General features: G+C 63.8%; 18 protein-coding genes. 15 read left to right on the top strand and 3 right to left on the bottom strand.

Going from position 1 to position 18,976, the window contains the following annotated elements; all coding sequences use genetic code 11:
- Window positions 1-9 precede the first annotated feature (9 nt).
- Together HWX76_RS09655 and HWX76_RS09650 are read right to left on the bottom strand one after the other, a co-directional pair.
- Window positions 10-1,398, bottom strand: a complete 1,389-nt coding sequence (locus HWX76_RS09655) for a DHA2 family efflux MFS transporter permease subunit (protein WP_124639833.1) — start codon at window positions 1,396-1,398, stop codon at window positions 10-12.
- A gap of 91 nt (window positions 1,399-1,489) precedes the next feature.
- A complete protein-coding gene (locus tag HWX76_RS09650) occupies window positions 1,490-2,767 on the bottom strand; it encodes an acyltransferase (protein WP_244137957.1) in 1,278 nt (425 codons plus the stop codon).
- A gap of 509 nt (window positions 2,768-3,276) precedes the next feature.
- On the opposite strand from HWX76_RS09650, the gene HWX76_RS09645 reads away from it, so the two are divergent.
- The 4 genes from HWX76_RS09645 to infA all read left to right on the top strand — a co-directional run bounded on the left by HWX76_RS09645 (window position 3,277) and on the right by infA (window position 5,245).
- The gene (locus HWX76_RS09645) at window positions 3,277-3,513 is read left to right on the top strand and encodes a DNA-binding protein (RefSeq protein WP_050014174.1); all 237 of its coding nucleotides are present in this window, start codon (window positions 3,277-3,279) and stop codon (window positions 3,511-3,513) included.
- Window positions 3,500-3,916 (top strand): type II toxin-antitoxin system VapC family toxin, encoded by a 417-nt coding sequence (locus HWX76_RS09640; RefSeq protein ID WP_235356229.1) that lies wholly within the window; start codon window positions 3,500-3,502, stop codon window positions 3,914-3,916. Before HWX76_RS09645 ends, HWX76_RS09640 begins: the two co-directional genes overlap by 14 nt.
- A gap of 397 nt (window positions 3,917-4,313) precedes the next feature.
- Complete coding sequence (locus tag HWX76_RS09635; RefSeq protein WP_006483056.1) at window positions 4,314-4,517, top strand: cold-shock protein; 204 nt, start codon at window positions 4,314-4,316, stop codon at window positions 4,515-4,517.
- Window positions 4,518-4,981: 464 nt separating this feature from the next.
- The gene (gene infA, locus HWX76_RS09630) at window positions 4,982-5,245 is read left to right on the top strand and encodes a translation initiation factor IF-1 (RefSeq protein ID WP_006483034.1); all 264 of its coding nucleotides are present in this window, start codon (window positions 4,982-4,984) and stop codon (window positions 5,243-5,245) included.
- 506 nt (window positions 5,246-5,751) lie between these two features.
- On the opposite strand, the gene HWX76_RS09625 is transcribed toward infA, so the two are convergent.
- Window positions 5,752-7,131, bottom strand: a complete 1,380-nt coding sequence (locus HWX76_RS09625; protein ID WP_176015737.1) for an MFS transporter — start codon at window positions 7,129-7,131, stop codon at window positions 5,752-5,754.
- Between the two features lie 1,068 nt (window positions 7,132-8,199).
- Between HWX76_RS09625 and HWX76_RS09620 the strand changes: the two genes are divergently transcribed.
- The 11 genes from HWX76_RS09620 to HWX76_RS09570 all read left to right on the top strand — a co-directional run bounded on the left by HWX76_RS09620 (window position 8,200) and on the right by HWX76_RS09570 (window position 18,975).
- Window positions 8,200-9,453, top strand: coding sequence for a hypothetical protein (locus HWX76_RS09620; RefSeq protein ID WP_150123330.1), 1,254 nt, complete (start codon window positions 8,200-8,202; stop codon window positions 9,451-9,453).
- Complete coding sequence (locus HWX76_RS09615; protein ID WP_050014110.1) at window positions 9,450-10,661, top strand: phosphoadenosine phosphosulfate reductase family protein; 1,212 nt, start codon at window positions 9,450-9,452, stop codon at window positions 10,659-10,661. Before HWX76_RS09620 ends, HWX76_RS09615 begins: the two co-directional genes overlap by 4 nt.
- Window positions 10,654-11,868, top strand: a complete 1,215-nt coding sequence (locus HWX76_RS09610) for an alpha/beta fold hydrolase (RefSeq protein ID WP_176015736.1) — start codon at window positions 10,654-10,656, stop codon at window positions 11,866-11,868. Before HWX76_RS09615 ends, HWX76_RS09610 begins: the two co-directional genes overlap by 8 nt.
- A gap of 42 nt (window positions 11,869-11,910) precedes the next feature.
- Window positions 11,911-12,876: an HlyD family efflux transporter periplasmic adaptor subunit gene (locus HWX76_RS09605; RefSeq protein ID WP_050014108.1), complete on the top strand. Its 966-nt coding sequence runs from the start codon at window positions 11,911-11,913 to the stop codon at window positions 12,874-12,876.
- Complete coding sequence (locus HWX76_RS09600; RefSeq protein ID WP_050014107.1) at window positions 12,873-13,799, top strand: ABC transporter ATP-binding protein; 927 nt, start codon at window positions 12,873-12,875, stop codon at window positions 13,797-13,799. The genes HWX76_RS09605 and HWX76_RS09600 overlap by 4 nt, the downstream gene beginning before the upstream one ends.
- Before the next feature lie 2 nt (window positions 13,800-13,801).
- A complete protein-coding gene (locus tag HWX76_RS09595; RefSeq protein ID WP_089489396.1) occupies window positions 13,802-14,932 on the top strand; it encodes an ABC transporter permease in 1,131 nt (376 codons plus the stop codon).
- A 6-nt stretch (window positions 14,933-14,938) separates the two neighbouring features.
- Window positions 14,939-16,408: an efflux transporter outer membrane subunit gene (locus tag HWX76_RS09590; RefSeq protein ID WP_080334270.1), complete on the top strand. Its 1,470-nt coding sequence runs from the start codon at window positions 14,939-14,941 to the stop codon at window positions 16,406-16,408.
- 199 nt (window positions 16,409-16,607) lie between these two features.
- A complete protein-coding gene (locus tag HWX76_RS09585; protein ID WP_050014104.1) occupies window positions 16,608-16,856 on the top strand; it encodes a hypothetical protein in 249 nt (82 codons plus the stop codon).
- Window positions 16,857-17,075: 219 nt separating this feature from the next.
- Window positions 17,076-17,375, top strand: a complete 300-nt coding sequence (locus HWX76_RS09580) for a hypothetical protein (protein ID WP_050014103.1) — start codon at window positions 17,076-17,078, stop codon at window positions 17,373-17,375.
- Between the two features lie 167 nt (window positions 17,376-17,542).
- Entirely contained in the window at window positions 17,543-18,187 is a 645-nt protein-coding gene (locus tag HWX76_RS09575) for a DUF1326 domain-containing protein (RefSeq protein WP_050014102.1), read from the top strand.
- Entirely contained in the window at window positions 18,184-18,975 is a 792-nt protein-coding gene (locus HWX76_RS09570) for a DUF2182 domain-containing protein (RefSeq protein WP_050014101.1), read from the top strand. The genes HWX76_RS09575 and HWX76_RS09570 overlap by 4 nt, the downstream gene beginning before the upstream one ends.
- Window position 18,976 lies beyond the last annotated feature (1 nt).

Below are 18,976 nucleotides of genomic sequence, written 5' to 3'. Positions count from 1 at the left end.
CGGCCGCGATCACGCGGAAGGGCGCGCCGCCGCACCGGCCGGCGGCGCGGCCGTATCGATCCGCCGGAACACGACCGACGACAGCAGCGTCACCGCGCCCATGCACGCGAACGACAGCATGAACCCGTGCGCCATCGAGCCCCGATAGGCAGCGAACAGGTTGACGAGCCCGCCGCCGATCGACACGCCCAGCCCCATCGCGAGCATCTGCATCATCGTGAACAGGCTGTTGCCGCTGCCGGCATCGGCATGCGACAGCCCCTTGAGCGTCACGCCGTTCATCGCGGCGAACTGCATCGAATTCGCCGCGCCGAACACCATCAGCAGCACGCCTTCCAGAACAGGCGCGGGCCGCGCCGACACCAGCGCGAACCCGGCGATCGCGAAGCCGACGATCCCCGTATTCACGACCAGAAACGCCGCATAGCCGAAGCGCTTCACGAGCGGCGCGATCCAGCGTTTCGCGACGACGCCCGCGATCGCGGCCGGCAGCATCATCAGCCCGGATTGCAGCGGCGTATAGCCGAGCTGCACCTGCATCAGCAGCGGCAGCAGGAACGGCACCGAACTCGTGCCGATCCGGCACAGCAGGTTGCCGAGCAGCCCCGAGCCGAAGTTCGGCTCGCGGAACAGCCCCAGCCGGAACAGCGGCTGAGTGCGGCGCCGCGCGTGGGGCAGGTACGCCAGCGCGCTCGCCAGCCCGAGCCCGGCGAGCCCGGTCGCCCACGCGGTGCGGTGCGCGGACATCGGCGGGTCGATCGCGAGCGACAGCGCGATCATCGCGGCCGACAGCAGCGCACAGCCGACGAAGTCGAACGGCGGCGGCTGCGTCGCCTGGTCGTGCGGCAGGTAGCGTTGCACCGCGATGAAGCCGATCACGCCGACCGGCACGTTGACGATGAACACCCAGTGCCACGAAATCGCCTGCGTGAGCCAGCCGCCGAGCGTCGGCCCGACGATCGGGCCGAGTTGGCCGGCGATCGACACGAACGCGATCGCCGCGACGTACTGCTCGCCCGGCACGCGGCGCAGCACGGCGAGCCGCCCGATCGGCAGCAGCATCGAGCCGCCGATGCCCTGCACGGCGCGCGCGACGACGAGCTGGCCGAGCGTGTGCGACGCCGCGCAGCCGATCGACGCGACCACGAACACGAGGATCGCGACCGAGAACACGCGGCGCGTGCCGAACCGGTCGGCGAGCCAGCCGGAGGCCGGCGTGAGCATCGCCATCGTCAGCGTGTAGACGACCACGACGGGCTGCATCGCGAGCGGCGACGCATGCAGGCTTTGGGCGATCGACGGTAGTGCGGTGTTGACGATCGTCGTATCGAGCGACTGCATGAAGAACGCCGCGGCGACGATCCAGAGCAGCGCGGAATGTGTGGGTTCGCGGGACATGGTGAAATCGGTGGTACGGAAGACGGGCGCCGGCGCGGGGTCGCGCGGCGGCCGCCGGGCCTCAAGCGCTCGATGGTACCGATTCCGCCGGTCATCGGGAAGCGGTCTCGCCGACCGCATCGAGGGCATGTTCGTCGTCGGCGGGACGCTGCTCGACGTGGCGCAGGCGCGTTTGCGCGGTCGCGCGGCGTGCCGCGCGTGCGTCGTGGCGCTTGGCGATGAACGGATGCTCGACATAGCGGTAAGTCAGCAGCGAACACAGGACGGCAACCAGCGCGCATGCGAGCGCGAGCGCCCAGATGCCGGAATCGCCAGCCGAATTGATCGGGAAAACGAACTTGTTGAACGCATGAATGATCATGTACACGATCACCATGTGGATCATGTAGATACTGAAACTGGCGGTGCCGAGCAGCGCGAGCGGCCGGGTGTCGAGCAGGCCGTAGAACGTGTTCCCGCTGGCGATGCAGAGAAACACCGGGAGCAGCGGCAGCGCGCCTTCGATCGAATAGCGTTCGGCCGGGGACGGCGACATCGCGAGGATCAGCACCGCGACGGTTGCCGCCGGTTTCGTCGCGAGCCGTGCGCGGATCGCGGGGTGCCGCGACACCTCGTAGGCCACCGCGCCGAGCGCGAACAGCAGCGCCATGCCGCCGGGCGGCCCGAACAGCGCCGCGCACGCCGTGACGATCGCGAGCGCGAGCAGCTTGCGCCACGCACGTGTGGCGACGAACCAGGCGAGAAACGGAACGGCGACGTAGAACCGCCATTCGTAGGCGAGCGTCCACCAGACGCCGCTCAGATACGGCGTCCGCTCCGCTCCGTTGATCGGGAACGCGCCGAACCAGCCGAGCGAAACGGTCTTGAGCAGGTCGGCCAGCAACTGCGTCGGTGCGCCGACGGCGTTGCGGGGAAACCAGTAAAGCGTGCAGACGACGATGACGGCCGCGTAAAACAGATAGAGCGGCGCGACGCGTCGCACGCGTCCGACGAAGAAGGTCCGCACGTCGAGCGCGCCTCGGCATGCGCGTTCCCAGAACAATAGCCCGGTGACCATGAAGAACATCGCGACGGGAATCGTGCCGAGATTGCGCAGGAAATCGGTGCCGGCACCCCAGACGCCGGTCGACAGCAACGCCTGGTTGCACGCGAAATGATGGAAGACCACGGAGACGGCCAGCAGGCCGCGGAAACCGTCGAGATTGCGATAGCGCATCGACAGCGACTTGTCGACGGCCGACCGGTAGAACGGCACGTGTCGCGCGACGAGCCACGCGATGATCGCCACGGCCGCAACGCATGCCGGGAAGTAGAGTTTGTCGGGTGTCGGGGAGAACAGGGTTTCCAGAGAGGGCGTAACAAAGTCCACTGAAGAGCGTCTCGTGTCTTGGATCGGGATGTCAGGCACGGATGGTCGGATGGTCCGCGTCGATGCAAGGTCTTCTGCGCGCTTCGCACGGCTTTCGATCACCGGTCTTGTGATCCGATGGTATCAAACGATTGCGAGCGTCGCGGGCGATGTGGCGGCCCGTTGTGCAACACGATGTTTCAGGGCGAATCGATGCGGGCGCGTACTCGTCGTGCTGGTCGCCTGCGGGGCTCGCCTCGCAAATCCTGTTCCTCGCCGGTCGGACATTCGTCGTCGTCAATGGCACGCGACTGGCCATTCGGCCGGCTTCCCCGTCGTCCGGCGCGGGCTTACCTTGAGCGACAGCAGTTCGATGCGTCGGGCCAGCGGCGGAAGAAGGGCGGATTCCTGCCGTCCGTTGCCGCTGGTCTACGCCGACCCGGGATCCGTCCGGTCCTGAAGGTGATAGCAATGCTTGCAATTTACCTTCATGGTGCTATCATTGATAGCAAATCTGGATGGAGGTACTCATGGCAAATCTTCTGGTGCGTAACGTGGATGACACTATCGTTCAAAGCCTGCGCGAGCAGGCCGCGGCTAATGGCAGGAGCGCCGAGGCCGAACATCGAGCCATTCTGGCCGAAGCGCTCGGCCGACCGAAGCGGCGCACATTCGCGCAAGTGCTGATGAGCATGCCGGAGGTGGGCGAAGACGCGGATTTCCAACGTGTTCAGGATTCAGGCGAGGTCACGCGTGTTTTTGATTGATACGAACGTCATCAGCGAAATCAGGAAGGGCAGGCGAACCAACCGCGGCGTGCGGGCGTTCTTCAGGCAGGCCGAAGCCGAAGCGAGCCCGCTTTACCTGTCCGTCGTGACGGTGGCCGAGCTGCGGCGCGGCGTCGACCTGATCCGTCATCGCGGCGATCACCCGCAGGCGTCGGCGCTCGAGGCCTGGATGGCGATGATCGTGTCCGGCTATGCGCCGAACATCCTACCGGTCGATATCGAGATCAGCCAGATGTGGGGGCATTTGCGCGTGCCCGATCCGACGCACGAACTCGACAAGCTGATCGCGGCCACCGCACTGATCAATGATCTGACGGTCGTCACGCGTAACGTCGACGATTTCGCTCGCACCGGCGTTCGGTTGTTGAATCCGTTCGACTAGCGCCGGGGGCGGGCTCGATGCCGCGTGCGACGCATTCGCTGTTCGCGCCGGGCACCATGGCGCTGTAGACCGACATGCTGGGTTTGTGGTGGTGACACGAATCGGAGCCGCAGTAAAAGCGGGCGGTCAGCAAAGAACGAGGGATGCATTCAAACGGGCTGTGTCGACTCAAAACCTCCGTCATGGAACGCGTCCGAAGCGCTCGTGCTTGTGCGCCGCATCAAAATAACTTGACGAAACGTCCGGTACCGCGTAGTGTCCGAGACCGAAGTCATCAAGAAGTCCGATTGCTCATCATTGGCCGTACACCGTGCGGCAGTCGTTGGTCTCTCCCTCTTTGATTCTTTCTGTGCCCGTCGCGGGCGCATGTTCAATTATTTGTATTAAGGAAGTATTTGTGGATACCGGTACCGTCAAGTGGTTCAACGAAACCAAGGGCTTTGGTTTCATTTCCCCGGACAACGGCGGCGACGATCTGTTCGCCCATTTCTCCGAAATTCGCGGCACGGGCTTCAAGACCCTGGCCGAAGGCCAGAAGGTCAGCTTCGAAGTGAAGCGCGGCCCGAAGGGTCTGCAAGCGTCGAACATCACGCCGCAGTAAGCCGCATCGGCAGCGGTCGCCAAGCGGCGGCCGATGCCGAATGGAGTATCGCGCGGGCGCCGCATGACGGCGGCCTGTGCGTTCCGATGCGCACGACCGATGCATCGCGACATTCACGATGCATCGGTCGTGACGCCTCCCTCATCGCATGCGTGAACCGCATGCGACGCAACGCCCTCGCGAAGCGCACGTCGTTTCGCGAGCGCATCACCGCTTCAACGCATCAACCCGAGCAGACCGCCGCCATGCCGTAGCTGGCGCGGTCCCGACTTGCGCGGCGCTGCTGGCGCCGCAGCCACCGACCGCCCGAACGTCGCAACGCGCCGGGCTCCGATCGCAAGACAGGCCCGAGGCCCGTCTGAACGAACCGATCCCGGCTGCCTGCCGGCCGCCGTCCCGTTTGCGGGAGCGGCGCCGGGCAGTTGCCGCGGCCGCGGTCAATCACCTTGTCTGGAGGAATTGGTTTGGCAAAAGAAGAACTGCTGGAACTGGACGGAATCGTCGACGAAGTGCTGCCGGACAGCAAATACCGTGTCACGCTGGAAAACGGCGTCGTGGTCGGCGCGTACGCGTCGGGCCGCATGCGCAAGAACCACATCCGCATTCTCGCGGGCGATCGCGTGACGCTGGAACTGTCGGTGTACGACCTCACCAAGGGCCGCATCAACTTCCGGCACAAGGACGCGAATTCCCCGCGTCCGCCGCGAAGCGGGCAGCCGCGCCGCTAAGCGGCCAGGACCGGTGCGCAGCAACGCGCACCGATCGCCAACTGTCCGGCCCCGTGGCCGGACGAACCGGATGAACGGCGCACGGTGCGCCGTTCGTCGGTCGCCAGCGGCGCCATCGCGCCGCGGCGGCTACTTCTACCTCTCCCGCCTTTGCCGGCGCCGCGCGTGTTCCTCGCTCAGGCGGCCGCGTCCCGCAGGCAATCCTCGATCGCCATCGCGAAATACAGCGAACATTCCGGCATCGGTTACTGCCCGCCATTCGGTATCGTCACGAGCCGCGCGTTCGGATCGCATGCGACAAACGTCGCCTGCATCGCTGAAACCGCACGGGCCGACGACCGACCGTGCACGCTGCGACGCCGTTCGCCCGCGGCTTTACGCGCGGGCTGGCGTGGCAGTACATCGAGGAACTGATGCCGGCGCTGCTGCAGAGACGCGCCGAGCACCGGACGCGCAAGTGTGGCGGGAAGCATCGTCGAGCGAAGGGCGAGCATGCAGTTGACGCGTCATGCGGCCCGCTGCACGCTGACTGCCGATACCATTGCGCCCGTCAGTTGAACCACCGCGCCGGCGAACATCGCCACGCGCAGGCTGGCCGCGCCGCCGTGCGCGGCTGCGAACGCCGTGCCGAGCACCGCGATCCCGAGCGTCGCGCCGGTCATGCGTGCGACGTTGACGAGTGCGCTCGCGGTGCCCGAGCGCGCGGCGTCGACCGCGCCCACCGCGACGGTCATCAAAGGACCCGTCGCGACCCCCATCCCGAGCCCCGTCAATGCGAGCCCGATCTCCGCGCCGAGCAGACTCGACGAACCGGCCGATGCGCCGATCGCGACGAGTCCGCTCGCGATCACCGCGACGCCGCCGGCCGTCGCCGCCCGCGTGCCGACGCGCTCCGACAACCGCCCGGAGCACGGCGACACGGCGACGAACAGGAGCGCCATCGGCAGCAATGCGAGGCCCGCGCCGGTCGAATCGAGGCGGCCGGTGCTCTGCCACGTCAGCGGCAGCAGGAACAGCACGCCATACATCCCGAACGTCATGCCGGTGGTCGCCGCGATCGCGCCGCGAAACGCGCTGATCCGGAAAATGTCGAGCGGCACCAGCGCGGATTCGCCGTGGCGGCGCTCGATCGCGACGAACGCAACGAACGACGCAACCGCGACGCAACCGGCGATCGAACATGCGACCGGCGCCTCGCGGAACACGATCGCCGCATACGCGAGCGCGCCGAGCGCGAGTGCGCCCGTGACTTGCGCCGCGCCGTCGAAATGCCGGCCGTGCGGATCGGACGACTCGGGCACGGCCGGGATCGCGAGCAGCATCGCGGCGATGCTCAGCGGCACGACGACGAAAAAGATGCTGCGCCAGCCGAAGTGCCGGATCAGCACGCCGCCGAGCGTCGGCCCGATCGCCATCGCCACGCCGTTGCACGCGGCCCAGATGCCGCGCGCGCGGCCGCGTTCCACCGGGTCGCGCCACACGACCCGCACGATCGCGAGCGACGCCGGCAGCAACAACGCCGCGCCGACGCCGGCCAGCGCGCGTGCGGCGATCAGCACCGACACCGACGGCGCGAGTGCGCACAGCAGCGACGCGATGGTGAAGACGGCCGTGCCCGCCAGGAAGACGCGGCGGCGGCCGTACAGGTCGGCGAGCAGTCCGCCGGTCAGCAACAGCACCGCGTACGTGAGGTTGTAGCTGTCGACCACCCATTGCAATGCGCCGACACCGGCATGGAAATAGGCGCCGATCGCGCGTGTGGCGAGATTGACGACGGCCGTGTCGATCTGGGCGACGAGCACGGCGAGGCACAGCGTGAGCAGGGTCACGCCGCGGCGTTTGACGATGCGGCCGACGAGCGCAGAAACTTCTCCGGGACGAGTCATGGGCGACATTCCTGGGCGGGCGATCATGCGAGCTTAAGCGCCGCCTGCTGCCGGCATGGTGTCAGCAGGGCGAGGGCAGCGACGCAAACGGCATGCCAGTCGTCAGCTCGGTCTGCCGCGTCACGCCCATTTCCCACAACACCGGGGGCAAATTAACCGCGCGGGGCTGTGGTGGGGCGCCGTCGTTTTGGCAGAATTCCGGAGCGACAACCTTTTTGCGTGAGATGCAGCACCAGCGACGCTTTGCTGCGGGTCAGCTTGAACATGGCCTGCAGCGTCGTCCGAGACCTGCGGCCGGCAATCGGAATCGCGTCCCAGGAAAACGGCGGCCGAGCGGCCCGCTTGCTGATTGATCGGCACCGGCGGCGCGAGCGGCGCCCCGCATGCCGCGCCGGTCACGTTCTTTCGTGCCAGCGCGTCACGGACCAGCGCGTGCAGCGCGGCTGGTTCGCGGCGCCATCGCACGCAAGCCTGCCATCGGCGGAGCTCAAGCCTCCGCGTTTTTTGTCGGGACGGCGGGATTGGCCGTCGCGGGGGCAGGCGGTCGGCACGACCACAGGCCGGAACGTTGCCGTTGCGATGCCGAAAACCATTCAGCTACCGGATTGACGAATTGGTTTGCTTTATCGCTATCGGCATACTGAGGGCACTATCGGCAATGCGGAATTGCGATGATCGGCCTCGTGGGTCGCCAATTTTCTGAAGCATGCCACGGAGTTTATTCGGCTGACGGATTTTATTTAGTACGTGTCCTAGTGATAAATTTGTTTCAAACTGAAAATTATCACCTCAATCTCAAAATTAGAATGAAAAGGCGCATCGTCATGCATTGACGCATTGATTCCATAAAAATAGAATCCGTCGCCAGTCTAGGGGGTTTTTGCTTCGTCCCGAGTTTTACTTTCCTGCATCGTGCGTCCCAACTGACGATGGCGATTCGCTTCGCTTGCGGGTTTTTCTTTGGTCTAGTCGCATTCGGGTTTGCGGTTTACCACATCTGATCGAATTTAAATCCATCCTGTATGGATTTGTCGTGTCTATTCGAATTTTAATGATGGAGGCGCATCAATGGATGAAACAAAAGAATCCCGAGCCGCAACGGCATCGAATGTCTATTTTGGTCCTTCCGCGCAGAGAAAATGGCTGAGACGCGGTGCGCCGCGCGACGTGGACGTCGTTCTGCTGACTCATCCGCGCGATAGAGCCGATGTCGAGCGGATGTTTCCGTGGGCGGGCATGCTCGACGGCGACGCACTCGCTGATCTGCTGGACTGTCTGCAACCCGTCTATGGCGAGATCATCGAGGCGAAAGGCATCAACATCGGAATCCTTTTTTTGCCGATTCTCGCGGAAGACATGCTCGATCCGAGAAAGCGTGCATCGAGTCGCAGTCGCATGGAGAAGGAGGGGTTGACCAAGGCGGCCGCGATGGGCGCACGACATGTCTGCCTGGGCGGCCTGACGGGGGCGCTGACGAATTACGGCCGCCGCATCGAAGCACGTTCGAAGGAACTCGGTATCGAATTGACGACCGGCCATGCGGTGACGTCGGTCTCGATCGTCCGGCAGATCGACAAGGCACTGTCCGAGTCGGGATTGAGCGGTGGCGATGCGGTCCTCGCCATCCTTGGCGTTGGCAGTGTGGGCGCGGGAGTAGCGAGGCTGCTGGCGCACTCGCCCCGGGCCACGCGACCCGCGGAGTTGATCCTCGTCGACACGCTGCAACAGCAGGACAGGGTTCGCGCGATTGCAGACGAAGTGATGGCATGTTCACCGATGCGGGTATCGGTAGAGGTGCTTCCGACGCGTTACGCGTTGCCGGATGGCAGCCGGTGCTACCGCGATGCCAACGTAATCGTCAGTGCGGTCAGCACGCCATCCATCCTCGATATCGACCTCGTGCGCGCCGGCACGATCCTGATCGACGACAGCCAGCCATATTGCTGGGATCGCAACGCAGCGTGGGCGCGCGTGCGGGCACGTGGCGACATCCTTCCGTGCGACGCAGGGCTCGTCGATGCAGGTGCGACCGCATATCGGTCGTTCTTTCCGTTCGATTTCGCCGATGACGTCGGACACGGCAGCGTCGTCTCATGGTCGTGCCTGGCCGAGGGGGTATTACGCGCCAGTCTGCCGCAGCTCGCAAGCAATATCGGCGAGGCCGATGTGGCACAACTGCTCGCCTACGAGCGCGCGTTCGATGAGCTGAAGTTCGGAATTCCATCCCTCCAATGCGGAAAGCATGTGCTTGATGTGACCGCTTTCCGCCGTTTTCTGCGCGATGGGGACGGATTGTCCGGCGAGCGAGGAGGCCGTTCGTGAAGACGATCCCGATCTATCGAGGATGCAATCGCTGCGGGATGCCGTTGCACTACGACGCGCTGATGAACGGCACCGACGTCGACAAGACCGTAGCGTCGGCGCTATGCGCACACTGTTCGGGCATGCAATCCGATCGGCGCCGCCGCGAATACGAACGAGACGCCGATCACGAATGGTTGCTCGATGCGATTATTTCCAGCGCCCACGGCGAACGAACCTGGCGTCACAAGGCGCTGTCGGTCGCGAAACGCTTGCCAATCGTCGGTGACGGCGGTCTCGGGACGGCGGCCGCCATGCTCGATTCGATTCCGGCACGCGAACCGCGTTCGACGTATTCCGCGATGGTGCTCTACAGCGGCGGCAAGGACAGCACCTACATGCTGGTTCAACTGGCGGAGAAAGGATTGAATGTTTGCGCGTGGATGCTGGATCCCGGTTACCAGTCGCCGCAAACACTCGAGAGTGCACGGCGCGTCACCGCCAAACTCGGTATTCCGCTTGTGATCGAACGTCCGGATAAAGCGCTTGCGGATACGCTGTTCCGATCAGGATTTTCGATCGACGGGAACTCGGATGTCGATCTACAGAAGGGAGCCATGACGTACGGCTCCGCGTGCTGGCCGTGTTTTTCGCTGATCGCGGTCAGCGCAAGCGCCTTTGCGAATCGTCATCGCATTCCGCTGTGCTTCATCGGCACGCAGAAAGGGCAGAACCGGTTGAATCTGGAGGGTGCGGGCGTGTTGTCGGCGCAAGCCTTGCCGAAGGTCAACGATCTCGTCGCCAGGTTCGTGCAGCCGTTCCGCAAAGCGATCCCGGATCACGCGGCTTCGCTCGATGCGGATCCCGACAAGATCGGGTTTCCGACCGTGCTCGTGCCGTACTACGAACTCGTGCGCAAGCCCGAGCGGGAGATCCAGATTGCGCTTATCGATCGATATGACTGGATCCGCCCGAAAAATACGGGCGCATGCAGCTCGAATTGCATGATCAACGAGTTGGGCCGGGCGGTCATGCGTTCGAGATTCGGTTTCGATCTGTATCAGGTCATCGACGCGAACGAACGTCGGCTCGGGTACGCGCCGGATCAGGCGGCCGCGGGCTCGCCGGATCCGGCCATCGTGCGCCTCGGCGCAACCATGCTCGGCTTGAGCGAGCAGGAGGCCGCCGAACTCGGCGTGAAGATTAGGCAGGGTAATCACGATGCGTAACCTGAGCGAAACCGAGACCTACTCCTTTGCCGATCACATTCTGAGTCGCGCCGTCTTCGCGCTGTCGCGCGTCGTGGGCGTGAAGAACATCACGCGGCCGTTCTGGAATCGCTGGCGGGCGGCGCTGTTCGACCAGAACACGCTCGATCGCTTCCTTGCGGCGATAGACGGTCTTTCCGACTGGCCGACGGAAGGCATGGACTTCCTGCAAGCCGAGATTCGGCAGGTCGAGGCGATGCTGCCTGGGATGTCTGGCGACGATGCCATTGCGCACTACCGGCGGTTGTCGTTCCTCGCCCATCTGGTCCAATGGGGCTGCCTGCCGCTTTCGGAGGCGAAGACGAGGGCCTATCGGCACTGTCGAGACTTCTACATCGAGGCCGAACGCCGGGCATTTGGTGCGCGATTCGCCCGTATGCGCATCGACTGGCAAGGCAAACCGATGTGGGCGAACCTGCATTTGCCGGAACCGAGCTTATCGTCGGGGCCGATTCCGTTGGTCGTGATCGTGCACGGCATGGACGACGTCAAGGAAGAGCATCTTGCGAGCGAGCTATTGTTTTCCGAAGCGGGTTTTGCCGTGTTGTGCATCGACGGCCCAGGGCAAGGCGAAACATTTCTGCTCGATGGCGCGACGTGGCCGGAGAACTTCGACGAGGCGATCGTCGCGGCCGTCGACGCGTTGACCGACTATCCGGGAATTGACACGGAAGGCTATGCCATTGCCGGTATCAGTTGGGGCGGCATGTGGGCTTACAAGATTGCAGCAGTCGACTCGCGTGTTGGAGCGATTCTCGATCTGGGCGGCCCGGTCGATGCGCGCCAATTCAACAAGCTGCCTTTCTTCCTGAAAAGCAAGTTTTGCCAGATTCTCGGCATTACGTCGCTCGACGACGCCCGGGATTCGGTCGACCACTTCGCCATCCGCGACGTCACGATGCTCGGAAAGATCCGTGCCCGTGTCCACATCGTTCATGGCGGCCGCGATCCGCTGGTGTCGGTCGCAGACAAGACATGGCTGCGCGATACCCTGAACGAGCTCGGGCGAACCGACGGCGTCAAGCTGACGTTGTTCGCCGATGGAGACCATTGCTGCACGCAATACGTGACGGAAATCCGGCGAGCTGCAGCCGCGGAGTTTTTCGATGCCTACAGGCAGCGAATCGGCGCTCGATGCCAGTCGGGCCATCGCGCGCCGACCGCGTAAGCGTTCATCGCATACAACCGCGCCACATTCGGTTCTTTCACTATGGAACGCATCACGCTCATGCCCCGGTGGGTCGGGTACGGCTTCGTTTGCGCGTGCTTCTTCGCCGCGGGCTGTACCAAGTCGCCGGAAACGTATCACGGCTATGTCGAAGGGCAGTTTTCCTATCTGTCTGCGCCATACGCGGGAAACCTGAAGACATTGCGCGCGGCGCGCGGCGATCGTGTCGAATCGGGCGCGGTCGTCTTCGAGATCGGCGCGCCGGACCTGGAACAGGCGATCAAGCGTCAGTATCACCAGTGGCAATCGTCGCTGAACGTACTTGGCGACCTGCAGCAGGGCAAGCGCCCATCGGAAATCGATACGGTGAAGGCACAGATCGAACAGGCCCGGGCGAGCGCCGCCCTTTCAACGCAACGGCTCGCGCGTGCAGAAGACGACTACCGGATACAGGCGATCTCGCGCGATCAGCTCGAACGCGAACGTGCGGCAGCCCGGGTGGACAAAGCACGAGTCAGCGAGCTCGCCAGTCAACTGAGGACGGCGCGTTTGCCGGCACGCGACGGTCAACTGCATTCTCAACGACAGAGCGCGGACGCACAGCGGGCCGAATACGAACGGTTGCAGACGCAATACCGGCAACTGTCCGTGGAGGCCCCCGGCGAGGGCGTCGTCGTCGATACGTTCTTCACGCCGGGCGAGTGGGTCGTCGCCGGCAACCCGGTAGTCAAGATTCTGGTCGATCGCAATACGAAAGTGCGCTTCTTCGTGCCTGAGGCCGCGCTGGCCAATTTACACGTCGGTCGTGTCGTGAGGATCGCATGCGACGGCTGCGAACGCGGCTATACGGCGACGATCAGCCATATCGCGTCGGACGCGGAATATACGCCACCGGTCATCTACAGCAACGATGCGCGTTCGAAGCTGGTGTTTCTCGTCGAGGCGCGGCCCGATACCGTTGCCGCGCGGAGTCTACATCCCGGCCTGCCGATCGAGGTGACGCCATGAACCGTGCGATGCCGCTGATCGATGTGCGCGATCTGAACAAGCATTTCGGCACCCGGCACGTCGTCAAGAACCTGAGCCTGCAGGTCGGCCGCGGCGAGATATTCGGCTTTCTCGGTCCGAACGGGAGTGGCAAGACAACCTCGTTGCGCATGATGTGCGGATTGCTGACGCCGGATTCCGGCAGCGGAACCTGTCTCGGATTCGACATCCTGACGCAATGCCGGGAGATCAAGCGACGAGTCGGCTACATGACGCAGCGTTTTTCGTACTGGGACGATCTGACGGTGCGGGAGAACCTCGACTTCGTCGCCCGGCTGTATGCGATCGACGCGCGAAAGCAACGCGTCGCGCGAATTCTCGCCGAGATGGGTCTGGAGTCGCGCGCGAGCCAGCTGACCGGCTCGTTGTCGGGCGGCTGGAAGCAGCGGGTGGCGCTTGCCGCTGCGCTGTTGCAGTCGCCGGAACTACTGCTGCTCGACGAACCGACGGCCGGTGTCGACCCGGGCGTGCGCAGGGTGTTCTGGGAGGAACTGCACCGTCTGGCGGCCCGCGGTATTTCGGTGCTCGTCAGCACGCACTATATGGACGAGGCCGAGCGTTGCCACAAGCTGGCCTACATCTCGTACGGCACGCTGCTGGCACACGGCGAGGCCGGTGATCTCGTACGGAGGCACGCGCTCCATACCTGGTCGGTGTCGGGGGGCGATCTCGTCCGGCTGAACGACCGGCTCAAGGGCCGGCCGGGCATCGAACAGGTGATTGCGTTCGGTCGTGCACTGCACGTATCGGGACGCGACGAGGCCATGCTTGCGGCGAGTCTCGCAGCCGTCTGCGGCGATGGTGTCGAGGTTCACAGAATCGCGACGAATATCGAGCACGTTTTCCTGCATTTGATGAAGGACGCATCGGGGGAGCCCGGCTGATCATGATCGAATTCTCGATTTCCCGCTGGTGGAGCATGGTGACGAAGGAATTCCTTCAGATCCGTCGCGATCGCGTGACGCTCGGGATGATCGCCGTGTTGCCGATCGTGCAGCTGGCGCTGTTCGGTTTTGCGATCAACAGCGACCCTCGGCATCTTCCGACGATCGTGCTCGCTGACGACACAAGCGAATTTTCGCGATCGCTCGTCGCCGGTATGCGCAACACGGGATATTTCGATGTCCGGGGCGGCCTGTTTTCCGAACGGGCGGCCCGTGACGCGCTGCAAAAGGGCACCGTGCAGTTCGTAGTCAGCGTGCCGCACGACTTCTCGCGCCGGCTGGTGCGCAACGAGCGTCCGGAAATTCTGGTCGAGGCGGATGCGACCGATCCCGCGGCAACGGGAAATGCGATCGCCGCGTTCAATACGATGACGCAGACGGTGTTGAACAAGGATTTGACGGGGGCCTTGGCGACAACTGCGTCACCGCAAATATTCTCGGCCCGCGTGCACCGGATCTACAATCCGGCCGGCATTACGCAGTACAACATCATCCCCGGATTGATGGGCGTCATCTTGTCGATGACGATGGTCATGATGACGAGCCTCGCCATCACGCGTGAACGTGAACGCGGAACGATCGAGAACATCCTCGCGTCACCGGCAACCTCGATCGAGGTGATCTGCGGAAAAATCGTGCCGTACATTCTGATTGGCCTCCTGCAATGCACGATCATCCTGCTGGCGGCCCGGTTCGTGTTCGGCGTGCCGTTTGAAGGCAATCCTGTAACGGTCTATTGCCTCGCATCGTTGCTGATCGTCGCGAACCTGATGGTTGGCATCGCTATTTCGTCGGTCGCACGCAACCAGTTGCAGGCGATGCAGATGACGTTCTTCTATTTCCTGCCGAGCGTCCTGCTCTCCGGATTCATGTTTCCGTTTGCAGGCATGCCGGGCTGGGCGCGTCTGCTCGGCAACGGATTGCCGTTGACCTATTTCAACCGGGCCATTCGAGGTGTCCTTCTGAAGGGGAGCGGATGGAACGAAGTATGGCCCGATGCCGCGACAATGGTCGTTTTCGCGCTGGTTGCGATGACGGTCGGCCTGCTCGCGTACCGAACCACGCTCGATTGAACGACGATGGCACAACGAACCTCTCCACGCCGCCGCGCCTGCCGTGCGATTGCGGTCCTGTTGATCGCGGTTGCCATCGTCGCGGTGCAGGGGTGCAGCCATCCCGCGTTTATCCCACGCTCCGCGGGCGAGCTGGCATTGCCTTCCACCTTCATGGGAATGAGTGCCAGGTCGATCGATCGCAATGACGCGGGTGTGCGTGGCGAACCCGATCCGCGTTGGTGGCGGCGCTTTGGCTCGCCGGCGCTGGATGCACTCGTCGAGCAGGCGATGCAGGATAGTCCGTCCGTAAAGAGCGCGGAGTCGCGGTTGATCGAGGCCACGAAGTATCTTGCGGGACAACACGGTGCCAGTCGCTATCCGCAGATCGACCTCGGCGCGTCGGCCAAAAGGGAGCAGTTGAATACCGCAGCTGCCGGCTTGCCGATGATTCCGAACCCGTCCCCGTTCATGCTCTACAACACGAACGTGAACGTCCGATACGACTTCGATTTCTTCGGTGCGCAGCGCCATCGGATCGCGGCGAAACGGTACGAAGCGGCTCTGAGACAGCATCAGGCAGACGCTGCACGCTTGACACTGGCCAGCAATATCATCGCTGCGGTGGTCCGGGAAGGGCGGCTGCGCGACGAAATCGAATTGACCGACGCAGTGTTGCAGAACCGGCAAGCCGTTCGGCAGATGCTGCACGAACGGCATGAAATCGGCAGCGTCGCGTATCGGGAAACGATCGATGGCGATTCGGACGCTGATCGAATCGAGGCAGAACTGGCGGTATTGCGCGCGGAACTGCTGCAGGTTCGGTTTCAACTTGCGGTCTATGCCGGTGTTCCATCGCCCGTATCGCTGCCGCAGTTTCGCTTGGACGATTTGCAGTTGCCGCAGGATCTGCCATCGGTGGTTCCGTCGGAGCTTGTGCGGCAACGGCCCGACATTCTCGCAGCGGAGGCGAGCCTGCATATAGCCGGCGAGCTGGCCGGCATTGCCACGGCCAATCTTTACCCGCGGATCGAATTGGATGCGCGCATTGGGTCGTCACCGCTGGTGCTCGGTCAGTTGTTCGCCGGCGGTACGACGATCTGGAATATCGGTGCTCAGCTCAGCGCACCGGTTTTTCATGGTGGAGAATTGCGTGCGGCGCGGGATGCGGCGGTTGCCGCTTACCATGCCACGTTCGAAGACTACCGGAAGGTCGTGCTGGGCGCGTTGCAGAGCGTCGCCGATGCGATGACCGAAATCGATCGCGATGCGACCGCGCTGCAGGCCCGTAGCGCGGTCGCGCGACGGCAACGGACCGTTCTGGAGATGACCCGTCGCCAGTTCGATAACGGCAGTTCGGACCGGCTCCGTGTGCTACGGGACGAGTATGCATACGACCTGACGCGGATCGAGGTCGCTCGCGTTCGCGCGGCGAGAATGGCCAGTACGGTTTCGTTCTTTGCCGCCGTCGGTGGCGATGCGTCTCGTCCGGATTGACAGTCCGGACGCCGGGCGGGGGGCCAGAGTCGGCGAGCGCCGACCCGCGCCGTCCCGCATCCGCTCGCCGCTGTCGGAATCGACGCTCTTTACGCGTGCCGGTCAATCGGGTCGACACCGGATCGATTGCGTCACGCATCGCCATTGGCTTAAGATCGTCGGGAGACCATCCCACGACCATCCCACGCCTTCAGCGTCAATGAAAAAGAGCCTAAGCCTGCGGGTCGCCGTCATCGCGTCGGCGGTTGCCGTGTACAGCATCTACATGCACGTCCAGCAGTTGATCAGCGGCTGCATGTGGGTCAGGGGCCATCAGCGCTGCAGCTTCGAAAACAGCACGAATTTCCAGGGCTGGATGGATCTGGACTTGATGATCACTTGTTGCTGGGTCGCCGCGGCGGTGGTCGGGTGGATTTCCGTTGCGCAGGGCACGAAGAAACCGGGTTAGCCACGTCATGCAGGTGCTGCCCGATTGAACGGGCACGAAATACCGCTCGACCGGATCGAATCCGTCAATCCGTGACAACGCGCATTCGCTGACGAGTGGAGACGGTGCGCTCGATGCATTCGCGTCCCAAACGAACGCTGATTCCGCTGCCGGCGGACGAGATCATGCTGATCTCCGGCGACAGGCGTTGCATCGCGCGCTGCGCGAGGGGAGGTTCCCGTGCAATTTCCAGCAGGATCGGTGGTCGCGCTCAGCTCGGCCGCGGCGACGATGTTCTCGATCGGCATGCTGTTTCTCGGCTACTGGGGATGGCACGAAGCATTGCCCTGGCGGTTCGGCGACTACGTCGTGATCGTTCCCGCGCTGGCCGGGTTCGCGTGCCTCGCCAGCGTGCCGTTTCTCGCGACGTCGCCGATGAAAACGCCCGACGACGAGTCGCGAATGTTCGTCGCGCGACGCGTGTTTCTGTGCGGCGCGAGCGCGGTGTGGTGTGCAATCGTCGTGTCGCTGTTCGTGTGAGAACGGGGTGACCGGACGGTTGCCGGCACAACCGCGCGAACCCATCCCGAAACGTCTTACGTGAGGCCGAAACCCGCGGTTTTCATGCTGTCGTTATCGCTTTGCTTTCCCCGGTCGCGTGCACTAGATTCGAAGCGTTCGTCCGTTTCCGAGCGCGAGGTGAAGCCATGACGCCGTGGGAGATTCAGGGTACCGAAATGATCAGTTGCAATTGCTCATACGGTTGCCCTTGCCAGTTCAATGCGTTGCCGACCAACGGCAGCTGCGAAGCGATGGGCGCGATTTCGATCGACCGCGGCCACTACGGCGACGTGGTGCTCGACGGCGTCAGGATCGCGGTGGTGTTTCAATGGCCGGGTGCGGTTCACGAAGGGAAAGGCAAGTGCCAGCCGATCGTCGACGAGCGCGCGAGTCCGGCGCAGCGAGACGCCGTGCTGAAAATCATGACCGGTCAGGATACCGATCCATTCGCGACGATGTTCTCGGTGTATGCGTCGACGCTCGAGCACGCGTTCGATCCGATCTTCACGACGATCGATTTCGACGTCGATGTCGACGCGCGGCGGGGCCGGATTCACGTGGACGGTGTGTTCGATGCCGCCGGCGAACCGATCCGCAATCCGGTGACGGGAGACGAGCACCGTGTGCGGATCGACCTGCCGCACGGTTTCGAATACGAGCTGGCCGAGATCGGTTCGGGAACGGGGCGCTCGCAGGGCAACATCGAGCTGAATCTCGACGGAACCTATGCGCAATTCGCTCGGCTGCATCTGAACAACCACGGGCTGATCCGGCATCGCGTCGCGGCATGACGCCGGTCGATACATGGCTCGCGCGCGAGCGCGCCGTCACGCTGCTCGGCATGGCCGCGCTCGTCGGCCTGTGCTGGTTTTACCTGTGGACCGGCGCGGGAACCGGCATGTCGGCACGGGAGATGACGACCGTCGCGCTGTTTCCGCATCGGCTGGCGGATGGCATGGGCAGCATGGATCCGTCTCTGCCGACCGTGATCGCGATGTGGTGGGTGATGATGATCGCGATGATGACGCCTGGCGCCGCGCCGCTCGTGATGCTGTACCGGCGCGTGCTGCGGCAGCACGGCAACGGAGCGGCGGGATCGGCGTTCACGTCGGTGGCGCTGCTGGCCGGCTATCTGACGACATGGCTCGCGTTCTCGATCGGCGCGGCGTTGCTTCAGGCGCTGCTGCAGCCGGCCGGGCTGATCTCCGCGATGATGCTGTGGTCGAAGAGCGCACTCCTTTCCGCCATCGTGCTGGCGCTGGCCGGGCTCTATCAATTCTCGCCGCTGAAACGCGCGTGTCTGCGGCAATGCCGTGCGCCGGCGGCGTTCCTGGTTGCGCACTGGCGTCCGGGCGTTGCCGGCAGTTTCCTGCTGGGCGCGCGGCACGGTGTGGTTTGCGTGGGCTGCTGCTGGTTGCTGATGGCGCTGCTGTTCGTCGGCGGCGTAATGAATGTCGTGTGGATCGTCGCGTTGTCGCTGTTCGTGTTCGTGGAAAAGGTCGTGCCCGGCGGCGATCGTATCGGCCGCGTGCTGGGTGTCGTGCTGATTGCGTGGGCCGGTGTGACGTTGATCGTGTGAT

This window comes from Burkholderia sp. BCC0398 (assembly GCF_902833245.1).
GTDB lineage: Bacteria > Pseudomonadota > Gammaproteobacteria > Burkholderiales > Burkholderiaceae > Burkholderia > Burkholderia sola.
The sequence above is the reverse complement of the archived record's forward strand: the minus strand, read 5'-3'. Positions and strand labels throughout refer to the sequence as shown.

Coding starts and splice junctions, on each gene's coding strand:
- HWX76_RS09645 (WP_050014174.1), top strand. CDS start 3,277: ATGGCAAATCTTCTGGTGCGTAACGTGGATGACACTATCGTTCAAAGC.
- HWX76_RS09595 (WP_089489396.1), top strand. CDS start 13,802: ATGATCGAATTCTCGATTTCCCGCTGGTGGAGCATGGTGACGAAGGAA.
- HWX76_RS09610 (WP_176015736.1), top strand. CDS start 10,654: ATGCGTAACCTGAGCGAAACCGAGACCTACTCCTTTGCCGATCACATT.
- HWX76_RS09620 (WP_150123330.1), top strand. CDS start 8,200: ATGGATGAAACAAAAGAATCCCGAGCCGCAACGGCATCGAATGTCTAT.
- HWX76_RS09605 (WP_050014108.1), top strand. CDS start 11,911: ATGGAACGCATCACGCTCATGCCCCGGTGGGTCGGGTACGGCTTCGTT.
- HWX76_RS09570 (WP_050014101.1), top strand. CDS start 18,184: ATGACGCCGGTCGATACATGGCTCGCGCGCGAGCGCGCCGTCACGCTG.
- HWX76_RS09600 (WP_050014107.1), top strand. CDS start 12,873: ATGAACCGTGCGATGCCGCTGATCGATGTGCGCGATCTGAACAAGCAT.
- HWX76_RS09625 (WP_176015737.1), bottom strand. CDS start 7,131: ATGACTCGTCCCGGAGAAGTTTCTGCGCTCGTCGGCCGCATCGTCAAA.
- HWX76_RS09655 (WP_124639833.1), bottom strand. CDS start 1,398: ATGTCCCGCGAACCCACACATTCCGCGCTGCTCTGGATCGTCGCCGCG.
- HWX76_RS09590 (WP_080334270.1), top strand. CDS start 14,939: ATGGCACAACGAACCTCTCCACGCCGCCGCGCCTGCCGTGCGATTGCG.
- HWX76_RS09575 (WP_050014102.1), top strand. CDS start 17,543: ATGACGCCGTGGGAGATTCAGGGTACCGAAATGATCAGTTGCAATTGC.
- HWX76_RS09585 (WP_050014104.1), top strand. CDS start 16,608: ATGAAAAAGAGCCTAAGCCTGCGGGTCGCCGTCATCGCGTCGGCGGTT.